Origin of the sequence: Burkholderia mycopellens (genome assembly GCF_964265025.1) — a bacterium.
Lineage (GTDB): Bacteria > Pseudomonadota > Gammaproteobacteria > Burkholderiales > Burkholderiaceae > Burkholderia.
The window spans coordinates 2551849-2574259 of record NZ_OZ183803.1; the positions used below are offsets into that span (position 1 = coordinate 2551849).

Consider the following 22411-nt stretch of genomic DNA (forward strand, 5'->3'; position numbering starts at 1 on the left):
GCGAAATACGATCCCACCGGCTTCAATCCACGGTAATTCCTATGAGCACGATTCTCGAAAGCCTCCCGACCGGCCAGAAGGTCGGTATCGCCTTCTCCGGCGGCCTGGACACCAGCGCAGCGCTGCACTGGATGAAACTCAAGGGCGCCGTCCCGTACGCATACACGGCGAACCTCGGCCAGCCCGACGAAGACGATTACGACGCGATCCCGAAACGCGCGATCGAATACGGCGCAGCCGGCGCCCGCCTGATCGACTGCCGCGCGCAGCTCGTCGCCGAAGGCATCGCCGCGCTGCAAAGCGGCGCGTTCCACATCACGACGGCCGGCGTCACGTACTTCAACACCACGCCGATCGGCCGCGCCGTGACGGGCACGATGCTCGTCGCCGCAATGAAGGAAGACGGCGTCAACATCTGGGGCGACGGCAGCACGTACAAGGGCAACGACATCGAGCGCTTCTACCGCTACGGCCTGCTCGTGAACCCGGATCTGAAGATCTACAAGCCGTGGCTCGACCAGACGTTCATCGACGAGCTCGGCGGCCGTGCCGAAATGTCCGAATTCATGAACCAGGCCGGTTTCGCGTACAAGATGTCGGCCGAGAAGGCCTATTCGACCGATTCGAACCTGCTCGGCGCGACGCACGAGGCGAAGGATCTGGAAAGCCTCGAAAGCGGCATCAAGATCGTGAACCCGATCATGGGCGTCGCGTTCTGGCGCGACGACGTGAAGATCGCCGCGGAAGAAGTGACGGTGCGCTTCGAGGCCGGCCAGCCGGTCGCGCTGAACGGCGTCGAGTTCACCGACCCGGTCGAGCTGCTGCTGGAAGCGAACCGCATCGGCGGCCGCCATGGCCTCGGCATGAGCGACCAGATCGAGAACCGGATCATCGAAGCGAAGAGCCGCGGCATCTACGAAGCCCCGGGCCTCGCGCTGCTGTACATCGCGTATGAGCGCCTCGTCACCGGCATCCACAACGAAGACACGATCGAGCAATACCGCGAGAACGGCCGCCGCCTCGGCCGCCTGCTGTACCAGGGCCGCTGGTTCGACCCGCAGGCGATCATGCTGCGTGAAACCGCGCAGCGCTGGGTCGCACGCGCGATCACCGGCGAAGTGAAGATCGAACTGCGCCGCGGCAACGACTACTCGATCCTGAGCACGAAGTCGCCGAACCTCACGTATCAGCCGGAGCGCCTGTCGATGGAGAAGGTGGCGTCGACGTTCTCGCCGCGCGACCGGATCGGCCAGCTGACGATGCGCAACCTCGACATCACCGATACGCGCGACAAGCTGCGCGTTTATACGCAGGTCGGTTTGCTCACGCCGGGTGAATCGTCGGCGTTGCCGCAGATCAAGGGCGACGAGAAGTAAGTCGCCTGGGCTTGACGGCCGGGCGGGAGACCGCCCGGCCGCAAGTCGGATGTCTCCCTCCCCCTCCCTTCAAGCACCCGGATCCAGCGCGGTGCAATCACGACCCGGCGTTCGCAAGGAAGTCATTTCGACGCGGCAGTCGTCGGGCCCGTTGTCATCGTAGTCGTCTCCGTGACATTCGGCGTCCGTGCCAGATCGTCGCCGCGATCGATTTCTCGCACGACTTGATCCCTTCCACCGACTTGTCGAAATTCTTTGCCACCAGTGCTGCGAAAACCACACAGAGATCGCGTCACTGAACCAACCGTGAATACCATGGATGGCTCGTCATCTCCCCAGGTTCCACATATCGTAAAAACGTATGCTGATTTCGTGTCGCCAATGATGCATCGCTCGATTCAATAGGACTGCGCCATTCCGACTCACAGTCTTCGCAAACCACAAAGAGCGAGTGGCCATCTTTTTCGACTGCAACCAAAATTCGCCCTTGGCCACACACTGGGCAGGATTCGTTTACGACGGCGTAGTTCACGTATGTCATTGTCATGGAGCCTTCGGTAAAGGTAAGCCATTCCCAGGATACGCGGTTATAACTTGATTAGTTCCATGTACAGTGATAATTGTCACTGAGTTCAAATTCTGCCGCTGGCCCGAGTATCCTCCCGCGTATCCGGAATTCGGCCGTGGAACGACATAAACATCCACGTTGCCGTGAGCAACTGGTTGGATACCTGTCTGCTGCGCGATGCTCCACGCATTGTTGACTGTAGATACGGGATCTCCATAGAAAACTCCTTGTGCCTGCTTCTGAAGATTCAGGTCGCCGTGCTGATTGATAACGTGGTCGGGTCTCGTTTCCCCGGACTTGCTAACAATCGACCAATCCAGAGCCTGCTGCGTTTTACCGTCGGCGCCGCCTTTACCTGACGCTGCGGTCGAACCACTGTCTCCATTACCACTCGACAACATCGCGTTACTCGGCGGCGGCGCCGAGACCGGCGCCGCCCCCAGCAACGCCGACAAAGCACACCCAAGCCCCCCTGACATCAAACAGCCGATGGCGGCTATCGGTGTCACCACCGCTGGCGCACTGGGACCATTGCTCTTCGGCCCACCATCGAAATCGAACTGGCGGTTAGGATCCGATTGGGCATCCTGTCCGTTACGGCTACCGACGGAAAGGAAGAGCCGCAACGCACGTTGCGTGTCGCCAACCGGATCGTTGTATGTCCATTTCAACCAGTCGACTAATTTCTGCGCGCTGCCAGACAACACACCACCATGCCCGGCAGCAGCAGCTGTGTGAGCGTCATCGCCTGCGGCGTTGTTCAGCGCTTCGTTCTGAGCAGCGGTCGCACCTGCGACCAGGTCTTGTCCAGCGAGACTGGAAAGACTACCGCCTGCGAGCGTGGCGAATGCAGCCAGCACTGCACGTTGCTGTGCGTCAAGCGACATGCCCGAAGGATCGATTGCCTTGATCGCGTCTGCCGAGAACGCAGCGCCAACGGCCCCGCCAATCGCACCGCCACCACATCCCTGCCCCGTCGCGGCACCTGCTGCGCATCCCAATGCCGCATGTGAGGTCAGGTATCCCAATTCACCCGAAATCCCGTCGCCGAATTTCCCCGCATTCTGGGCGTTGCCGATCGCGTATGCCGCCGCAGCAGCCGCATCCCTTACAAGGCTGTCCCGCAGGCTATCAAGGAAGCTCCCCCCGCCGATCAACGTCTGCACTCCTGCCTGAATCGTTGCGTCCGCGGACATCGCCAACACAGCGGCCGGCAACGATCCCGATGCCGCACCCGCTTGCGGCACCAGCGCATTGCCCGTGTTCTGCACACCGGCCCACGCCGAAAGACTCGGCGCACTACCGTCGAACGCCGCGTTGACGTTGAAGCCAAATGAACCGCCATTGCCATTGAACGTGATCCCGTTCGTCAGCCCCGCAGTCGCCGCTGCGATCAGGCCATTCTTCAGGCTCGCGCCGAAATCGACCTTTCCGCTGGCGACGACCTGACCAAGCGCGCTGGATACAAACGCACTCAACCCGACCGAAATCATCGTGTTGGCCAGGCCGCCCGCGGCAAGCGTGCCGCCCGCCACGCTTGCGGCTGCCGAGATAGCCGCACCCGTCAACCCCTGCTGAGCCGCCATGAACGCGGCCGTGGCGGCCGCTTCGGCCGCCCCCGACATCGAAGCGACCGCAGCCGTTATTTCCGGCTGCATCATGACCGCCGCGGCAACAGCGACCGCCATCGAGAAGATCTGCGTCATCCCGAACGCGCCGCCTTCCTTCACGAAATCCTGGTGAAGGTTGTCGCTCAGCGTCGTCTGCGTGAAATTGTCGCCGAGTTGCTGTTGAAGGGCCGCAAGCGCTTGCTGGGTCCCGGCCCGATCGATGGTTCCGTCGGCCGCGAGCTTCTGCAACGCTCCACCGATCTGGTTCAGCGCCTGAACATTCAGCTCCATGTTCGCCGCGCTCATGAACCCGCCCGGCTGTACCACCGTGCCGGTCGTATTCAGGTAGCCGCCGTCGACCTTCTGCCAGATCGCGCCGACGTCGACCTGGTTCGCCTGGTTGGTGAGCGTGTGCGTGTCGACGCTCAACGTCCCCGACGCCGTGATGCTCCCCGTATTGAGGATGCTGCCGTTGCCGTCCTGGTTGAATTTCAGCGCGACGTCCGTGCCGGCAATGTTCCCGCCGGCCGACATCGCCGCCGTGTTCGGCGACAGATACACCTGCGGCATCAGCGCGGTGATCGTCGGGCACGACGCCGTTCCGGTCGCATGACACGTCGGGTCCGGCACGGTCTGCTCGACGTACCACAGCATCGGCTTGTCGAGCGTGTTGATCTGCTCCTGCGTCAGCGCCGCGCCGAGCTGCAGCCCGTGCGACTTCGAATAGTCGAGTGCGTTTCCGTACAGGTACTCCTTTTCCTGCTCCGTCACCGACTTGTTGTGCTTGCTGTCGTACGACAAACCGTCGACGAAGCTCGACTTGCCCGTCTGCTGAAGTGCGGCCTGCTGCAGCAGCAGGTTCTCTTCCTGCGGATTGAAATAGAACAATGTCGACGACGGCTGGAGATTCGGCGGCAGGTTGTTCAGCAGATCCTGCGCTCCCAGCAACCCGCTCCCGCCCAGCGACTCGTTGACATACGACGCCTTACCGGCGACCGGCGTCGGCAGCGTGCCCATCCCGACCGCACGCGGGATCGACAGGTTCAGCCCCGGCAGCGTCACCGGACTGAGCGTGATCACACGCTGCGGCGCGGCGACCTGCGGCGTGTATGTATTCGGCGTCGTGATGCCGTTGATCAGCTTCTGCCCGCTCAACGACACCGACGTGCCGAGCACGTTGCCGACGTTCTGGATCTGCCCGCCCGACGAGATCGACAGGTTCGGCGCCTGGATCGTCGCCGCGATGTTGCCGACCGGCGTCGGCGGATCGATCGTGCCGCCGGTGCCCGTATAGGCGCTCCCGTACAGCGCCTTGCACTGCTCAGGCGTACCGCATGCCCAGATGTCGTGACGCTTGTCGCTGCTGAACATCCCGGTTTCCTGCACCCAGTGCGAGTGCCAGTACGCGTTCAGCACCTGCGCCTCGTTGACGACCGGCCCCGCGACGGAAATCGTCGCATTGTTGCCGGCCGCGATCAGGCTGCCGATGTTCGTCAGGCTGCCCGCGCTGACCTGCAGGTTGTTGCCCGCGCTGATCACCGACGAACTGCCCGACTGCTGGTCGACGTAACCTTCGCAGTAGCTCTCCTTGTAACCACCGGCGGTCATGCAGCCGGAATACTTCTCCTGTTTGCCGTAGTTCTCGTGGACCGGAACGGGCGGCGGCAAATTGTTGGTGATCGCGCCCGAGACGTTCAGCTTGATGTCGTTGCCCGCGACGATATTGCCCGACGTGTTGTTCAGGCTCTGCGCCGGCGTGGTCGAGCCCGCGGTCGAGCCGATACCGCCGATGACGATGTCGTGCCCCGCCAGCAGGTTGCCGTAGGTGTTGTTGATCTGGCCGGCCGCAATGACGAGGTCATGACCGGCGTAGATCGTCGCGTCGCTCTGCTGGTAGCCGAACGTCGTAGTGGTCGGGTTGTTGCCGCGCGGCTGGCCCGCGTTGCCGCAGGCGGAATTCGGCACCCCGGATGCGCAGCCGACCTGACTCGAATAGTTCTGCTGGTTGCCGCCCTGATTGGTGAGCGTCCCCGACGCAATGCCAACGTTGTTGCCGGCGTACAGCAAACCTTCGTTAACCAAATTGCCACCGCCGACCGTCAGGTTGCTACCCGCCGCAATCATGCCCGTAGGCGTCGAAGAACTGAGTGTCCCGGTAGACGACGGCGCCGCAGCCCCCGTGGAAATGTTGAATTGCGCGGGGGCAATGTTGTAGTTGATATTTCCCGAGTTCGCGACGGAGACAATTCCGAGGGATTTCAGCTGCGACAGGAATGCCGAATATTCACCCTGATCGACTTGCCTCACCGACTGGTTCACCACCGTGGGCGCCACGGCGCCATTGCTCAGATTTTGGACGACAAGCGACACGTTACCTTGGGCCGCAATTTGCCCCCCACGGTTCGACAACGCATTCGCAGACAAGTCAATCGAGCCACCTGCGGAAATGACACCCGAAGTACCCGGCTGCTGACTCGTGGAAGTCTGATAGATCGTCGGCAACTTCAGCGAAACGGTCCTTACTGCGCCGGGCTGCGGGCCGGTTCCGACATACCACATCGGTTGGCTAGATGCATTTCCGCTGTTCCCATAGCGGGTGGCGGTCATCACTTGATTGAATGTGACATATCCGGACCCGGCCACCGGCGAGCTCGGATTGAACGTGCAGTCCCGGGGGCAAGGGCTGTCGTCGAAATACCCGACGTCGTAGCCGTGGACGGCGCCCGTCGGCGCAAGCAGATCGCCAAACGTCACGTTCCGATTGCCGCTGAGGGTGCCGTAGAAGGTACTGCCGCTGTCGTTGGCGACGGGACCGTAGTATTGGAACGACTCGGAGCCGACGGTGCCCGACCATAGCAAGTTCGGGTCTTCGACCACGGATCTCGTGGTTACCGCTCCTGTCGGCGCCGTCTGGTCATTTACCACGGCGCCCGACGAAATACTGATGTTCCGCCCGGCATTGATCGACCCGCCCGTGTTCTGCAGTATCCCGCCGAGGCGGAACACCACATCCCCCCTCGACTGCGTCGTCGCCCCCTGGTTGTCGTAGTTCCAGCCGGATACGGTCAGCACGCTCCCGGCCTCGACCGTCCCGCGGTTCGTCGTATTGCCGTTCAGCGTCAACGCGTTGTCCGCATGCATCACCGCGCCGGCCGCGTTGTTCAGCGTGCCGTTGAAGGTCACGTCACGGCCGCTGACTTGCCCGTGGTTCTCGAACGTCCCGCCGCCGGACGACAGCGTCAGCGCCGCGGTCCCGGTCATCGTGCCGTAGTTCGCGATGCCGTTCAGGCCGGTCAGCGCCACGCTCTGCCCGCCGTAGTTCCACGTGCCGCCGATGTTCACGTAGCCGGCGGTGATCGACAGGTTCCCGCCCTGGCTGATCGTCCCCTGCAGCGGATCGAACGTCATGTTGGCGACGTTGATGCCCATGTTCCGTTGCGCGAGCAACTGTCCGCCCGCGTTGTTGAGCGCGCCGTTGCCGCCATTGACCGTCAGCGACACATCGCCGGTCGCTCCCGTCCCGACGCTCGGATTCCCCGCAAAGATGATCCCGTTCTGGTTGTTCAGCGAACCCGCGTTGATGCCGAGCGAATCAACCGCCATCAACGACCCGCCGACGTTCGTCAGCCCGCCGCCCACGGTCACGTTGGTCGTCGTGCCGTTCACCAGCCCAGCGTTCGTGAAGTTCGACGCATTGATCGTCGTCGCGCCGATCGACGCGAGCGACGCGCCACGCGCGTTCGTCAGGTTCGGCGCGTTGACGTCGAGCGACCCGGCCAGCACGCTGGCCGCGTTGTACAGCGCGTTCTGCGATGCGAGCGTCGCCTTGCCCACGACGTTCACCGCATGCCCGCCCGCCAGCGTGAGCTGGTTCGACGCCTGCGCATTCAGCCCGCCGCCCACCGTCACGTTGCCGAGCGTCACGTTCGCGCCGCTCGCCTGCAGGTCATGCGACGCGACGATCGTCGCGTTGCCGGCATCCACCGTCCCCTGCGCGGAGACGGTCACGTTCTTCGAACCGGTCACCGTCCCGTCGAGCGTCACGTTGCCGCCCGACACCCCCAGCTGACCGGCCACGATGCTCGAGCCGCCGAGCGTGAGGTTCTGCCCGGCATGCAGCGTCGTGTCGCCGTTCGACGACACGCCCGCGAGCGTCACGTTGCCGTTGACGCCGTTGACGTTCACCGTACCCATCGACGACAACGCGCCCGTCACCTGCGCGTTGTTCGCAGCCTGGATCTGCACGTTCCCGCCGGACTGCAGCGCGCCGTTGACGGCGACGCTGCCCGCCTGCGACGTCGCGGACACACCGCCGACCGCGGTCGTCGCGCCGAGCGACAGGTCGCCGGTCGACGTCGCCGTGAACTTCCCTGCGCCCTGGATCGCGCCCAGCGTGACACCCGCGCCGGACGTGACGCCGATATCCTTGCCGAACGTCAGCGCGCTGCCGCCCGTGATCGCGCCACCCGCGTCGAGATTCGCGCCGCCGAGGCCGAACAGTGCGCCGCCGAGCGTCATCGCGCCGCCGGACGTCAACGTGGTGTCGCCGTTGGCGAGCCCGCCCGTCAGCAGCGTCAGCGTGCCGCCGGCACGCGCACCGAAATTGCCGACGGACACGAAGTCGCCGCCCACGACGAGATTGCCGTTCGTCGCGCTCAGCGACGTATCGGCGTTCGAACGAATTGCGCCGGCGATGCCGAGGCTCCGGCCCGCGCCGGCCGTCAGGCTTGTGCCGCTGCCGACGCTTCCGGCGATCACTCCGTCGCGCGCGGCGGCGAGCGTCGTCGCCTTGCCGGACGTCAGGCTGCCGTTCACGACCACGTCGCCGGCACCGTTGTGCCCCTGTGCGCGCAAGTCGATCGCACCGCCCGTCTGCGCGCTGCCGATCGCGAGGTCGTTGCCGGCCGTCATCGCCAGGTCGCCGTCGGTCGAGACGCCGCCCTTCACGGCGATGCTGCTCGCCGCGCTGACCGTGGCCTGCTTGCCGAACGCGATCGACGCCGCGTCGATCGAGCCGCCCGCCGTCAGCTTGCCGGCCTGCTGCGCGGCGATGCTGCCGACCAGCGTCATGTCGCCGCCGGACGCCAGCGTCGCATTGCCGCCCGACACGGTTTGCCCCGACAGCGCGATCGCCTGCCCTGTCGTCACGTTCAGGTTGCCGCGCGCGGTCACGTTCGCTGCTGCGGCGCTGCCGTTCGACGCGGCGATGCTCAGGTCGCCGGCCGTGTTCACGTCGGCGAGCGCGACGTTGCGCGTGGCCTTGATGTCCGTCGCCGCGCCCGCATTGATCGCGTGATTCACGTTGACGTCGCGCGCCGCCTGCAGCGAGAACGCGCCGAGCGCGGTGGCCGCGCCGCCGAGCGTCACGTCGCCGCCGCCCGCAAGACCGTTCGCGACGACCGACAGGTCGCCCGACACTGCCTGCACGCTGGCGAGGCCGACATTGTTGCCGCCCGTCACCGACACGCTCGCGCCCTGCAGCGCCCCCGACAATGCGACGTCGTGCGTCGCGGCAAGCGCAGCGGCCTGCCCGAACGCCACCGCCCCCGCGCCGGCGATATCCCGTGCGGCCGTCAGCGTGCCGCCGGCCTGCCCGGCCACGCTGCCGCCGATGCCGATATCGCGGCCGGCCTGGACCGTCGTCATGCCGGCCGAGGCGATCGTCCCGTTCAATTGCGCATCGACACCGGCGCGCGCATCGAGCGCGCCGCCCGATGTCGTCGTGCCGTTCAGTTGCACGTTGCCGCCAGTGGCAGCCAGTTTCATGTTGCCAGCGGATTGCGTGGCGCCGCTCACGACGACATCGTTGCCGGCCCTCAAGGATTGCGCCGCACCGTTCGCCAGCGTGCCCGTCACCCGCACGTCGTGCGCGGCGGTCACGGCCGCGGCGCCGGCCGCCTGCGCGGTGCCGCGCACCACGGCATCGCCGCCGCCGGCGTTGCCGAGCGCCTTCAGGTCGAAGGAGGTCGCCGATACGACATCGTTGACGGACGCATCGTTGCCGCCCGTCAACTGCACGCTCCTCGCCTGAACGAGGCCGCTCGACGCCGCATTACGCTGCGCGGCGGCGTCGAACGCGCCTTGCAGGAACGACTGCTTGCCAGCGCCGACGATATCGCGCGCCGCACGCAGGGTGCCATTCGCGTCGCCGATCAGCAGCCCGCTGCCGGTATTCAGATCGCGCCCGGCGGTGAGCGCCATGTCGCCAACCGCGCTCGTCGTCGCGCCGAGCAACAGATCGCGTCCGGTCGTCACGTCGAGCGTCGCACCGCTGTTGATCCCGCCGGTTGCGGCCAGATCGCCGGTATGCGCGGCAATCGTCATCGCGCCGCCCGACTGGACCGCGCCCCCGATCACGGCGTTGCGCCCCGCGTCGATGCCGACCGAGGTTGCCCCTTGCAGCTTGCCGGGCACCGATACATCCTGCGCCGCGACCGCATCGATGCGCCCGCCAGCGGCGGCCGTACCGTTGATCGTCAGGTTGCCGGACCCGGTGTCCGTGCGCGTGCCGTTCGCGCGCAGCGACAACGACTCGTCCGCCTGCACGTTCGTCACGCTTGCATTGCCTGCCGCCGTGACCGCAACCGTGTGCCCCTGCACCAGCCCGCCCTGCACGACATCGCGGCCCGCATCGAGCGTCGCGGCCTGCGCGAACGCAATCGTGCCCGCGCCGGTCAGATCCCGGCCGGCGCCGAGCGTGCCGGCCCCGTGGCCCTCGAGCTTGCCGGTCACGTCGAGATCGTTGGCCGCGCCGACCTGCGTGTCGTCGATCGCCAGCACTGTGCCGGCGATGCCGGCATTCCCGCCGGCCGTCGCATCGAACGCGCCGCCGCTCGCCAGCGAGCCGCCGATCGCGAGGTCGCGGCCGGCGGTCAGGGTGGTGTTCAGCGCCGAGGCCGTCTTGCCGCCGAGCGTGATATCCGTGCCCGCCTTCACCGTGAGCGCGCCGTTCGTCGCGATCGATCCCGTCGACGCGACATGCCCGCCGCGTGCGTCGAACGTCGCATGGCCGATGGCCTGCAACGCCCCGCTGTGATCGATGTCGCCGCCCGCGCGCAGCAGCACGTCCGCGTTGCCGGTCACCGCGCCGGTCGTGCGCAGGTTGCCGGCCGATGCGAGCGTCATCGATGCGCCCGCCGTCACGTCGTGCAGCGTCGCGTGACCGCCCGCGTTCACGTCGACCTTGTCGCCGCGCAGCGAGCCGGTGAGCCGCGTGTCGCCGCCCGACTGCAGCGTCGCCGCGCCGCCGAACGCCAGCGCCCCCGCCCCGCCGATCGCGCCGCCGGCCGTCAGCGTGCCGCGCCCCTGCGCGATCACCGTGCCGTCCGTGCGCAGATCCCGGCCGGCGTTGACCGCGAGATCGCCAAGCGCCGTCGTGCGCCCCTTGCCGAGATCGATCGTGCCGGCCGCGTCGGCCGACAGGTTGCCGCCCGATTGCAGGGTGCCGGTGCTCGTCAGCGCGCCCGCGGCATTGCGCAGCGTCATGTCGCCCGATGACACCAGCGCGCCGCCGACCGTCGTGTTGCCGCCGCCGATCACGTCGAGCGGCCCCGCCGCCTGCAACGTGCCGTTGACCGTGATGTCGCCGTCCGAGCGCAGCGCGCCCGCCGCTGCCGCGTTGACCACACCGCGCAGCGTCGTCGGGCCGCCGCTCGTCATGTCGAGCTTGCGGCCGGCGTTGACGGTGCCGTCGACAACGAGGCCGCGCGCCGCGCTCAACGCCGCATCGGCGGCCGCGTCGAGCTTGCCGCCGACCGACAGCACGCCATTGCTCGATGCCGCCAGCGGGCCGCCCGCGTGGAGCGTGCCGTTCACGTTCAGGTCCGCGGCCGAATGCAAGGTTGCATCGGCGAGCGCATTGACGGCCCCGTTGACCGCAAGGGTGCCGCCGCTCGCCGCATTGAGCGATCCGGCCGTCTGCAATGCGCCGTTGACCGCCAGGTCGCCAGCGGCGTTCAACGTGCCGCCTGCAAGCGAGTTGACGGTACCGTCGATCGTCAGTGCGCCGCCCTTGGCGTTGACGGTCAGCGCTGCATTCGATTGCACGTCCTTCAGCGCGACCGAGCGCGCGGCGCTCAGCGACACCGCCTGCCCCTGCAGCGCGCCGGTGACCGCGAGGTCGTTGCCGGCCTTGGCCGTGACGTCGTTCGCAAAGACGGTGCTGCCGCCGATCGCGGCATCGTGGCCCGCGTTCAGCGTCGCGCCGCCCTTGCCCACGACCGATCCGCCGAGCGTCAGGTCGTGCCCGGCCGTCAACGCCGCATCGCCGCCGACGCTGGTCTTGCCGGTCAGCGACACGTCCTTGGTCGCCGTCAGCGCGACATTGCGTTCGGCCGCGAGCGTGCCCTGCGACGTCACGCTGCCGGCGCCGGCGGCGAGCGTCATGTCGCCGGCCGCCTGGACCTGACCGGCGTTGCCGATCGTCACATCACGCGCGGCGTCGACGCCGAGCGTTGCGCCGCCCGCGAGCATGCCCGTGACCTGGACGTCGCGCCCGGCCTGTACGGACGTCGGCGCATGCGTCGCGCTCGTGCCGTCGCCGCCACCGGCGAGCGCGCCGCGCACGACCACGTCGCGCCCTGCGATCACGGTGGTTTCGCCGAGCGCCGCAGCCGTACCGTTGAACGCCGCGTCGCCGTTTCGGGCGGTGACGGACAACGCCCCGCCCGCCTGCACATCGGCCACGCCGGCGTTGTTGCCGGCCGTGATCCGCAGGTCGTTCGCCAGCACGTTCAGGGCCTGCGTCGTCGAAACGTCACGCGCCGCGTTCAGCGACATGCCGCGCGCCGCGCCGACCGTTCCGTTCAGCAGGATGTCGGTACCCGCCTGCATGTCGATCGCGCCGTTGCCGGCGATCGGTCCGCTGCTCGACACGCTTCCGTTCGTCGCGGTCAGCGCAATATCGCCGACCGCCTGCATCGCGCCGCCGACGCCCAGGTTCCCGCCGGCCTGCAGCGTCGCCGTCGAGCCGGCCACCACGGCGCCCGTCGTCGCGAGATCCTGCGCGGCCGAGAGCGACATCGTCGCTGCGGCCGTCACGTCGTGCAGCGACGCCGCCCCGCCTGCCTGCATCTGCACCGTGTCGCCGCGCAGCGAGCCCGTCAGGCGCGTATCGCCGCCCGATCGAAGCGTCGCCGCCTGCCCGAATGCGATCGCCGCCGCGCCGCCCATCGCGCCGCCGGCATTCAGCACGCCGTTGCGCTGGCCGATCACCGTGCCGTTCGCGATGAGGTCGCCGCCCGCGCGCACCGTCAGGTCGCGTTGCGCCGTGGTTTGCTGCGTGCCGAGATCGACCGCGTGCGCGGCGTCGATCAGCAAATCGCGGCCCGCCTGGATCACGCCGGTGCTCGTCAGCGAGCCCGCCGCGTTCTTGAGGGTGACGTCACCCGTCGACAGCACCGTGCCGCCGATCGACGTATTCGCGCCGCTCGTCAGCGTCAACGGGCCCACGCTCTGCAACAGCCCGTTCACGCTCGCCGCGCCGCTCGACGTGACGGCCGCATCGGACAACGCGCTGACGGTGCCGCCGATCCCGAGATTGCCGCCGCTCGTCAGATCGAGATGGCCCGCGCTTTGCAGCGTGCCGGTCACGGACGTATCGCTGCCCGACTTGAGCTGCGCGCTCGACAACGACGTGACCGTGCCGTCGACGGTCAGCGTCCCGTTTTGTGCATTGGCCTGCAATGCACTCGACGACTGCACGTCATGCAGCGTCATCGACCGGCCGCTGCCCAGTGTCACGTTCGTGCCGGCGAGCGAACCCGTCATCGACAGGTTGCGGCCCGCCTGCGCCTGCATATCCTTCAGGAATCCTGTACTGCCACCCAGCGCGATGTCACGCCCCGCGTTGACGCGTGCACCGCCACGACCCGCCAGCGTTCCTCCGACCGTCACGTCACGGCCCGCCGTCACGGCGGTGTCGCCGGTGAACACGGTCGTACCGGTCAGCGCGACATCCTGTGCCGCATTCGCGGTCAGCGCGCCTGCGCCGTTCAATGTGCCGGCCGACGCGATGCTGCCGGTCGTCGCGGTGATCGCGAGATCGCCGATGGCGCGGACGGCGCCGCCGCCGTTGACGCCGACGTCGCGCTGCGCCGACAGCGCCACCTGCGTGGCGCCGGTGAGCGAACCGTTCACGACGACGTCGCGCGCCGCCTGCACGTTCGTCACGCCTGCGACGATCGCGTTGCCGTTGAGCGCCACGTCGCCACCGCCCGCCGTGCCTTGCGACTTCACGTCGAGCACGGTGCCGACCTGCATATCGCCGATCGCTGCGTTGTTGCCCGCACGAACGTGCAGATCCCGGTCGGTCCGCAGTGCGCCCGTGGTTGCGACATCGCGACCGGCTGCCAGCGTCAGCGTCTGCGACGACTGAACCGCGCCGCTGACGCCGAGATCGCGCCCGGCCTGCAGTGTCGTCGTTGCGTTGCCGATCAGGTTGCCCGTCGTCGCAAGATCCTGCGTCGCGGCAAGCGACATCGACGACACGGCCTGCACGTCGTGCAACGACGCCGAGCCGCCCGCCTGCGTCTGCACCGTGTCGCCGCGCAACGAGCCCGTCAGGCGCGTATCGCCGCCCGATTGAAGCGTCGCCGCCTGCCCGAATGCGATCGCCGCCGCACCGCCCAGCGCGCCGCCGGCATTCAGCACGCCGTTGCGCTGGCCGATCACCGTGCCGTTCGCGACGAGGTCGCCGCCCGCGCGCACCGCCAGGTCGCGTTGCGCGATCGTCTGCTGCTTGCCGAAATCGACTGCGTGCGCGGCGTCGATCAGCAGATCGCGGCCCGCCTGGATCGTGCCGGTGCTCGTCAGCGAGCCCGCCGCGTTCTCGAGGGTCGCGTCACCCGTCGACAGCACCGTGCCACCGATCGACGTGTTCGCGCCGCTCGTCAGCGCCAACGGGCCCGCGCTCTGCAGCAGGCCGTTGACCGTCACGCCGCCGCTCGACGCGAGGATCGCATCCGACAGCGCGTTCACCGTGCCGCCGATCGATGCGTCGGCGCCGCTGGCGATATCGAGCGTGCCGGTCGTCTGCAGCGTGCCGTCCACGCTGAACCGGTTTCCTGCGCGGAAAGTGCCGGTCGACAACGTATTGACCTGCCCCGCGATCGCGACGGCGCCGCCGCTCGTGACATCGAGGCGGCCCGTGCTTTGCAGCCTGCCGGTCACCGCCGTGTCGCCGCCCGATTCGAGCTGGGTGGTCGACAACGACGTCACGTTGCCGTCGATCGTGAGCACGCCGTTTTGCGCGTTCCCCTGCAACGCCGCGGACGACTGCACGTCGTGCAGCGTCATCGACTGGCCGCTGCCCAGCGTCACGTTCGTCGCGGCAAGTGAACCCGTCGTCGTCAGGTTGCGGCCCGCCTGCGCCTGCACGTCCTTCACGAAGCCCGTGCTGCCGCCGAGGACGATGTCGCGCCCGGCGTCGAGCCGCGCGCCACCGCGCCCGGACAGCGTGCCACCCACCGTCACGTCACGGCCCGCGTTCAGCGTCGTGTCCGCCATCGCGCCCGTCGTGCCGAGCAGCGCGACGTCCTGTGCGCCTTGCACCGACAGGTTCGATGCGCTCGTCAATGTGCCGTTCGACGTCACGCTGCCGGTGCGCGCCGTCAGCGCGAGGTCGCCCGCCGACTGCACGGTGCCGTGCGCGCCGATCGTCACGTCGCGCCGTGCGTCGAGCGCCAGCGTCGAACCGCCGGTCAGCGTGCCGTTCACGGCGATGTCGCGCGCCGACGCGATGCGCGTGGCGCCGGTCGCCTGCGTGTTGCCGTTGAACGCCAGGTCGCCGCCGCCAGCCCCGCCCTGCGCACTCACGTCGATGACGCCGCCCGCGTGGATATCGCCGACGCTCGCACTGTTTCCGGCCCGCACGCTCACGTCGCCATTCGCCAGCAGCGCGCCGCTCGCCGCGACATCGTGCCCCGCGCTGGCGGACAGGTTCCCGCCGCTGGCGACGCGCGCGGTCGTGGCGAGGTCGCCGTCACGCGCCGTGAGCGTCAGGTCGCCGGATGCGTTCACAGGGCCGGCCAATGCGATGCTGCGTTGCGCGCTTGCGTCGACCGTGCTGCTATCCAGCCGGCCGTTGACACGGACGTCGCGCGACGCACGCAGCGACGAGCCGGCCACGGCCAGCGCCGTCCCGTTCAGCGTCACGTCGCCGCCCGCTCCGCCCTGCGCCGCAACCGCCAACGCACCACCCGTCTGCACGTCGCCCAGCGTCACGTTCGCGCCGCCGGCAATCGCCACGTCGCCGCTGGCTTGCGCGTTCGCGACGTTCACGTTGCCGCCAGCGGATACCGCGAGCCTGCCGCCGGACTGGATCGCGCCCGTCGACGTTACGTCGCCGTTCGCGGTGATCGTGTAGCCGCCGACACCCAGGTGCGCGCCCGTCATCGATACGTTGCCCGCACTATGCAGCGTCGCCTGCTGCTGCGCGGCGGACCCGGCGACCGACACGTCGCCGTTCGACGACATCAGCAGGTCGCCTGCGTTCGCGGCCAGTTGCGCGTCGGCCCGCACACCCATGCCCGCCGCGGTGCTGATCACCTGGATCTGGCCGGCGGTCATCGCGCCGAACGCGGTTGCGTCGATCGCGAGCGAACGGTTCGCCCCGCCGTTCGCGGCATTGATTGCGGCGGCAGAATTCGCCGCGCCGTTCGACGCAGTGCCATACGTGGTGCCGTACGCATCCGCGGCCGTCGGCGTCACGAACTGCCGCCCGGCAATCGCGTTGATGCGCGTGCCCGCATACAGCGGCGCGTTGATGCCGATCGTCTCGCCGATCAGGTCGATCGTGCCGACCGTCCCCTCGATCCCCGCGCCCGGCCCGTTGACGCCGGCATTGCCCTCGATCTGCAGATGGCCGCCGGTCACGTTGTAGCCGATCGCCTTCGCGTTCGCGAAGGCGGTCGCCGTGCCGCCCACGCTGCCCAGGAACTGCGGCGCGCCGGTCGACAGCGTGACGCCGATGGTATTGGTGAAGCCCGTGCCGCGCGTCGTGATGCCGTTCGGGTTCGCGATGACGACCGTCGCCGGCGCGCCGAACACTTCGAGCGGGCCGTTCAGCATGCTCGCGTAGGCATTGCCTGTCGACGTCACCTGGTTGACGATCACGCTCGCCGTGCGGCCGTTCAGGTTCGCATTCGCCTGCACGTTGCCGCCCGTCAGCGACGTCCCCGACATCAGGCTGTTGTTGAGGATCAGGCCGACCGGGTCGATATTGAACTGCTGATACTGGTTCAGCGAAATGCCGGCCGCGTTGGGCGCGGTGATATTGACGACCGGCACGCCGCCGCCGGCACCCGTCGATTGCGTGATCGCGGGCTGGAATGAGATGGGCGCAGTCGGGTCGACGATCGGCGCAGCAGCGGCAATCTGCATCGACAACCGCACGCGCAGCGATGCCAGGTCGAGCACGCGCTGCCACGTTTCGTCATCCATACGGCGGTTGCCGGCGCCCAGCACGCCGGCCGCGTCGCGCCCCTGCTCGACCGTCACCGTGATCGGTCCGATGAACATCGTCAGCGCGACGATCGCGCAGGTCGCCCGCTGCCACCAGCGATACGGGTGAGCGACCGGCGCGACCGCCAGGAAACGCGGCGCACCGGCCGCGGACCGCGCGCGCGCGCCGATTCGCGTCGCACCGGCGGCGGCGAGCTGCTGCAGGACCTTACGCTTGGACGTGTTCATCTGTTTTTCTGCTTCGTTCTTTTGGGCTTGCGCCGTGCGTCTCGCGCCATCGGCCGGCCGACCGTGGCGTCGCGCGATGCCGGGATTTCCCCGCCCGGTATCGCGTGGGTGATCGCCGGGCATCGGCCCGGCACAACTGCTTGCCGCCTACTGCTGAATGCGCGCGCTCCGGATCAGGTCCACGACGACCTGCGCCGTGGCCTTCTCCATCGCGACCTGCTCGAGCTGCTGCCGCAGCATGTCCTTCGCCTGGTCGAACGACGGCACCTGCGTCGCGCGCTTGTCGTCGACGCGCAGGATCCAGTACGCATCGCCGACCTGGACAGGTTCGCGCGTCAAGCCACCCTGCGGCAGCTTCACGAGCGCTTCGGCGAGCGGCTGCGGCCAGTTCTGCGTATTACCCGCCTCGATCGGCGTCTTGAACGAGATCCAGTTCAGCGCACCGCCTTGCGCGGCACCCGGCCCCTTGCTGAATTGCTGCGCGAGCGCGCCGAAGTCCTCGCCTTTCCGGAGTCGCGCGATGATCTGCTTCGCGGTGTCCGCGTCGTTGACCGCAATCGCGCTCGGCTTGTATTCGCTCTCGCCGAGACCCGCGACGATCGCGTCGTAGCGTGCCCGGATGTCCGTCTCCGAGACCGGTGCCGGCTTGACCTGGTCGTGCAGGTACGCCTGCGTCATCGCAAGCGTCTTCGCCTGCTCGACCGCGGCAACGACTTGCGGCCGGGTGTCGTAGTGCTGCTTCAGCGCCGCCTGCCGGAACAGTTCGCGTGCGATCAGCTGGTTCTTCATCGCCGCCCGCAGCGCCGGCGTATCGGCGGCCTTCGACGCGCGCACCGCTTCGTCGACTTGCGTTTGCGTGACGGGCACGCCGTTCACGCTCGCGACGGTATCGGCAGGCATCGCGGCGACCGTGTCCGCCGGCTTCTTCGCGGCCTTGTTCAGTGCCTGCGCTTGCGGCGCGACCGTGCCGCAAAGCATGGCGGCGACGAACGCAATGCCCGTCCGGCGCAGGCGCGCCCGCAGATTCCGTTGCATCGCGATCGCGCGACCGTTCGACAGACGATTCATGACGTTCTCCTTCATTCAGTCCGACCAGTTGAGTGTTGCCAGCAGCACGGTGGCTTTCCTGCCGAGCGCCGCCGGCTGCGCGAGCGCCTGCCCGACCAGCACTTCGGCCGAGACCGTTCCGCTCTTCAGGCGCCATTGCGCGCGCGTGCCCACGCCGGCGCCGACGAGCGTCGGCCAGCCGCCCTGCGCATTCAGGTGGGCCTTGCCGCCATCGAGAAACACGTACGGTTCGATTCGCGCGTCGCGCCAGGCGGGCACGTTCTGCCACGCGGCCTCGTTACGGACGAAGAGGCCGCTGTCGCCCGCGATCCCGCCTTCGGTGAACCCGCGGACCGACCCCATGCCGCCCAGGAAGATCTGCTCGTTGCCGAACAGCGCCACGCGGCTGTATTGCGCACGCAGCGTGCCGCGATAGGCCCACGCGCTCCCGGCAAGACTGCCGAGCGCAAACTGCAGCGTGCCGGTCGCATCGAGCTTCGTGAACTGGCTGTGCGCGTCGTCGATGCCGACGTCCGATGCGTCATGGTTGGCCGCGAGCCAGGGCAGCCCCCGCGATACGCCGACGTCCCAAGTCGCCGCGGCGCCCTGCCCACGCGCGGCGAACCGGGCCAGTCCATTGAGCGCGACGCGCAGCACCGTGAGGTTCTGGGGCGAGAGCGGCAGGCCGTTTACATCGCGCTCGGTGCGCAGCTTGTTGAGCGTCACGTCGACGCTCAGGCGCCCGCTCGACGAGCGCACGAGCACATCGTTCCAGCCGAGCATCTGGCTGAACGTGCGGCCTTCGAGCAGCGCGACGTCGCCGATCGCCTGCTGGTACTCGGACATCGACACCGTGTAGCTGAAGGTCTGATACCCGTACGGCACCGCCGCGGAAAACACGAGCGCGTTCGTTTCGGTCGTCCCCACGTAGTTGAACGACAGCGATTCCTGCAGCCCGATCATGTTGTCGGCCTCGACGCCTGCGCGATAGCGCGTCTTGCCGGTCTGCGAGCTGCCGTAGTTGTCGATGCCGAAGTCGTAGTGAAGACGGTCGCCATAGCGGTTCGAGATCGCGACGACCGAATCCCCCGGCGCTTCGCCCGGCAGGATGCGGATCTCGGCCTGGTTGCGCCGCAACCGGTTGATCTGGTCGACGCCCTGCTCGAGATCGGGCAGGCGCAGCGGATCGCCCGGGGCGCTCGCGAATGCCCATACGGTGCCGGCCTCGGTCAACAGCCCGCCGCCGCGCACCTCGTACCATTTCTCGTTCGGGTCGCGCGGACGCAGCGGCTTGCCGTTCAGCGTCAGCGCGGCTACACGCCCCGGGACGAGATTGATCTTCAGCGTGCCGGACGCGAGGTTCTGCGGGCCCAGGTAGGCGCGCGTCGTGATGTAGCCGTGCGCGATGAAGGCTTCGGTCAGCCTGCGCAGCAACAGGTTGATCCGGTTGCGCCCGAGCTGCTTGCCGAGAAACGGTGCCGCGAGACGGTCGAGCGCGGGCTGCCCCAGAATCGTGTCGCCCGTGAATTCGACGCGCTCGATCAGGAACATCGGCGCAACGTCCGGCAGCGTTTCGACATCGGTGCCCGGCGGCAGGTCGGGCACGGCCGGCTGCTCAGGCAACGCGATCTGCGCCGGCGGCTGCGCGATTTCCTCGCGGCGCTGCCGGTCGCGCTGTTCCTGAAGCAGGCGCTGCGCGGGGTCCTGCTCGGCGCGCGGCACCGCGAGCCCCGGCGGTATCGCGCCGAATCCCGGCGGCGCGCCGGGCGGCAATCCGCCTGCGAGCTGCGCGCGCACGCACAACGGCGTCGCGCCGATCGCCAGCGCGAGCACCCGGACCATTGCCGACGACATGCCGCCCCTCACAGACCGAACCACGACACGAGGCCCAGATGATTGCGGTTGCCGATCGTCACGAGATCCCGGTGCGGCGGCCGAATCGTCACCACGCCGCCCGCCGCCAGCACGCCATCGGGCGCAAGGTACGCGCCGCCCTCGATATCCGCCTCGCCCGTCAGGCGCACCTTGCCGGTTCCGCCGCTGAACAGGCCGCCGGTATCGCTCCGATAGATGGCTGCCCAGCGATTGCCGAACCATGCCTTCAAATCGTGATCGCGGTTGATCACGGTATAGCCCGGCACGCCCTGCGCGAGGGTCCTGGGCGCATCGAGCGTCAATCCGCCGAGCGCGCGCACGATACCGCCCATATTGGTAATCTGCGCGCCGGCCTTCAACAGGATGTCCGTGTTGGCCTCGATGGCGCCGCCGAAAGCCTGCACGCTCGACGATGCGCTCGAGCGGCAGAAGACGAAACACGAACGCCGGAACGATGCCTGGCCCGTGAAGATCGCCTGTGTCAGCAGGCTGTCGCGCGCGGCGATGTCGATCGAGCCGCCGTTCGAAAGAATCGAGCCGCCGATGTTCCTGACGTTCGCGGCGCGCACGAACACATTTCCTGCGTCGGCGGTGATGTACGCAAGCTTGGAGGCGTCCGCGAGCGCGCCGTAGTCGACCGTGAAGCCGTCGCTGCGATGCCGGAAGAACAGGAATCGGCCGCCTTGCTCGGCAAACCCGATCACCGCGCCGTCCTGCACGCCCGTACTGTGATCGACGACGTTCTCCAGGTCGCCGCCAGCCGCGATCGAGACGCTCCGGTTCGACAGGATCCGCGCATTCTGGTTGACGATGTCCGCCCCCGCGGTCAGCGATACGTCGCCCTGCACGCCGAACAGGATGCCGATCCGCGTCTGCGGCTGCGACTGGTTCAGGATGCGGCCGGCCGCGTTCAGCGTCACCGCGCCTGCCGAGTCGGCATCCGCGTCGATCGCGGCCTGCCCCTGCACGAGCGAACCGACGTTCACGATGTCTGCGCCGCTCTTCAGCACCACGCCGCTCTGCGACGACGCCACCGTCGAGCCGGCCATCGCTTCGTCGGGCTGCAGTGCGATACCTGCGCCACTCAGCTTGATGCCGCCCGATGCCAGCAGGCTGCTGCCGGTGAGCGTGATCGCGTCCGCGGCGGACAGGCCGGCGCGGCCGCCGTTGACCTTCACCTCCGTGTCCGTCAACGTCAGGCTGCCCTGCGCAGTCACCGCGAAATCCCCGGCGACGCCAAGCTTCGTGTGCGAAAACTCGACGTTCCCGTTGGACGTCAGCGTGAAATCGCCCAGCGACGCATTCATCGGGCCGGCGCTGCGCACGCCGGGCCCGCGGTCGGTCACGATCAACTGCACGCGGCCGCTGGTCAGACTACCGGCAGCGGTGATATCGATCGCGTAGGACGACGCAGTATCGGGATTCGTCGTCGCACCGCGCGCCAGCCAGTCGTTGGCGTTGTCGTTGGGCGACAGTCCCGTGTTCAGTTCCACCCGGCTGCGGCCGGCCAGCAGGCGCACGCCGGCGGTCGCCGACGAGAAGGTGTTGTCGATCGGTCCGTCGACGCGAATCGTCTTCGCGATCAGGTCCAGGCCGATCAGTGCGCCGGCCAGACCGCCCGGGCCGACGACGATCGTGCCGGTCGACGTATCGAGCACGATGTTGCGCTGGATCACGCCCGGGGCGATCTGCAGGTCGTTGAAGCTCACATTGCCGGTGGCAAGCGCGACATGCCCCGTATTGACGAACGATCCGCCGTTGATCGTGATGCCGTTCGGGTTCGCCAGCACCACGTTCGCGCGCGGCCCGGCCACGGCGATCTCGCCTTCGATCAGGCTGCGGTTCGTGCTCGTCACCTGGTTGACGATCGTGCGCGCATTGATGCCGACGTTGTTCAGCGTCGCGCCGGCTGTCGTCACGTTGAACGACGAGTAGGTGTTGCTGGAGACGCCGGCGACCGCCGGCGCGAGATTCACGAGCTGCCGGCCGTTCGGCCCCGCCGACACGCTCGTCGGCGTACCGCCGTCCGGCACGATCCCCGCGGCGACCGCGCAATGCGGCAGCCCCCCTGCCGCCGCCAGGCAAAGGAAGATCACGCGCAAGCCCCCGATGCCTGCGCGCCGAAACAAATCGATGCGTCCCATCTTCGAATCACACGCACGGCTTCGCCGGCCGTGCGCCCCTCGGTTGATCTGGTCGTGTGGTTGTACGGATGTAGTGCTTCCGTAATGCTTTTGTGAGTTACC

The 22411-nt window shown here is 68.0% G+C and carries 5 protein-coding genes; 1 reads left to right on the forward strand and 4 read right to left on the reverse strand.

Annotated elements, in window-relative coordinates; all coding sequences use genetic code 11:
* The first annotated feature begins 41 nt into the window (after nt 1–41).
* Nucleotides 42–1376, forward strand: a complete 1335-nt coding sequence (argG, locus tag ACPTTC_RS29710; protein WP_423395031.1) for an argininosuccinate synthase — start codon at nt 42–44, stop codon at nt 1374–1376.
* Nucleotides 1377–1919: 543 nt separating this feature from the next.
* Here argG and ACPTTC_RS29715 read toward each other — a convergent pair.
* From ACPTTC_RS29715 to ACPTTC_RS29730, 4 genes are all read right to left on the reverse strand, one after another.
* Complete coding sequence (locus tag ACPTTC_RS29715; RefSeq protein WP_423395032.1) at nt 1920–17243, reverse strand: filamentous hemagglutinin N-terminal domain-containing protein; 15324 nt, start codon at nt 17241–17243, stop codon at nt 1920–1922.
* A 147-nt stretch (nt 17244–17390) separates the two neighbouring features.
* Nucleotides 17391–18311 (reverse strand): peptidylprolyl isomerase, encoded by a 921-nt coding sequence (locus ACPTTC_RS29720; RefSeq protein WP_423395033.1) that lies wholly within the window; start codon nt 18309–18311, stop codon nt 17391–17393.
* 15 nt (nt 18312–18326) lie between these two features.
* Nucleotides 18327–20144 (reverse strand): ShlB/FhaC/HecB family hemolysin secretion/activation protein, encoded by a 1818-nt coding sequence (locus tag ACPTTC_RS29725; protein WP_423395034.1) that lies wholly within the window; start codon nt 20142–20144, stop codon nt 18327–18329.
* An 8-nt stretch (nt 20145–20152) separates the two neighbouring features.
* Nucleotides 20153–22309 (reverse strand): filamentous hemagglutinin N-terminal domain-containing protein, encoded by a 2157-nt coding sequence (locus ACPTTC_RS29730; protein WP_423395035.1) that lies wholly within the window; start codon nt 22307–22309, stop codon nt 20153–20155.
* Between the last annotated feature and the right edge of the window lie 102 nt (nt 22310–22411).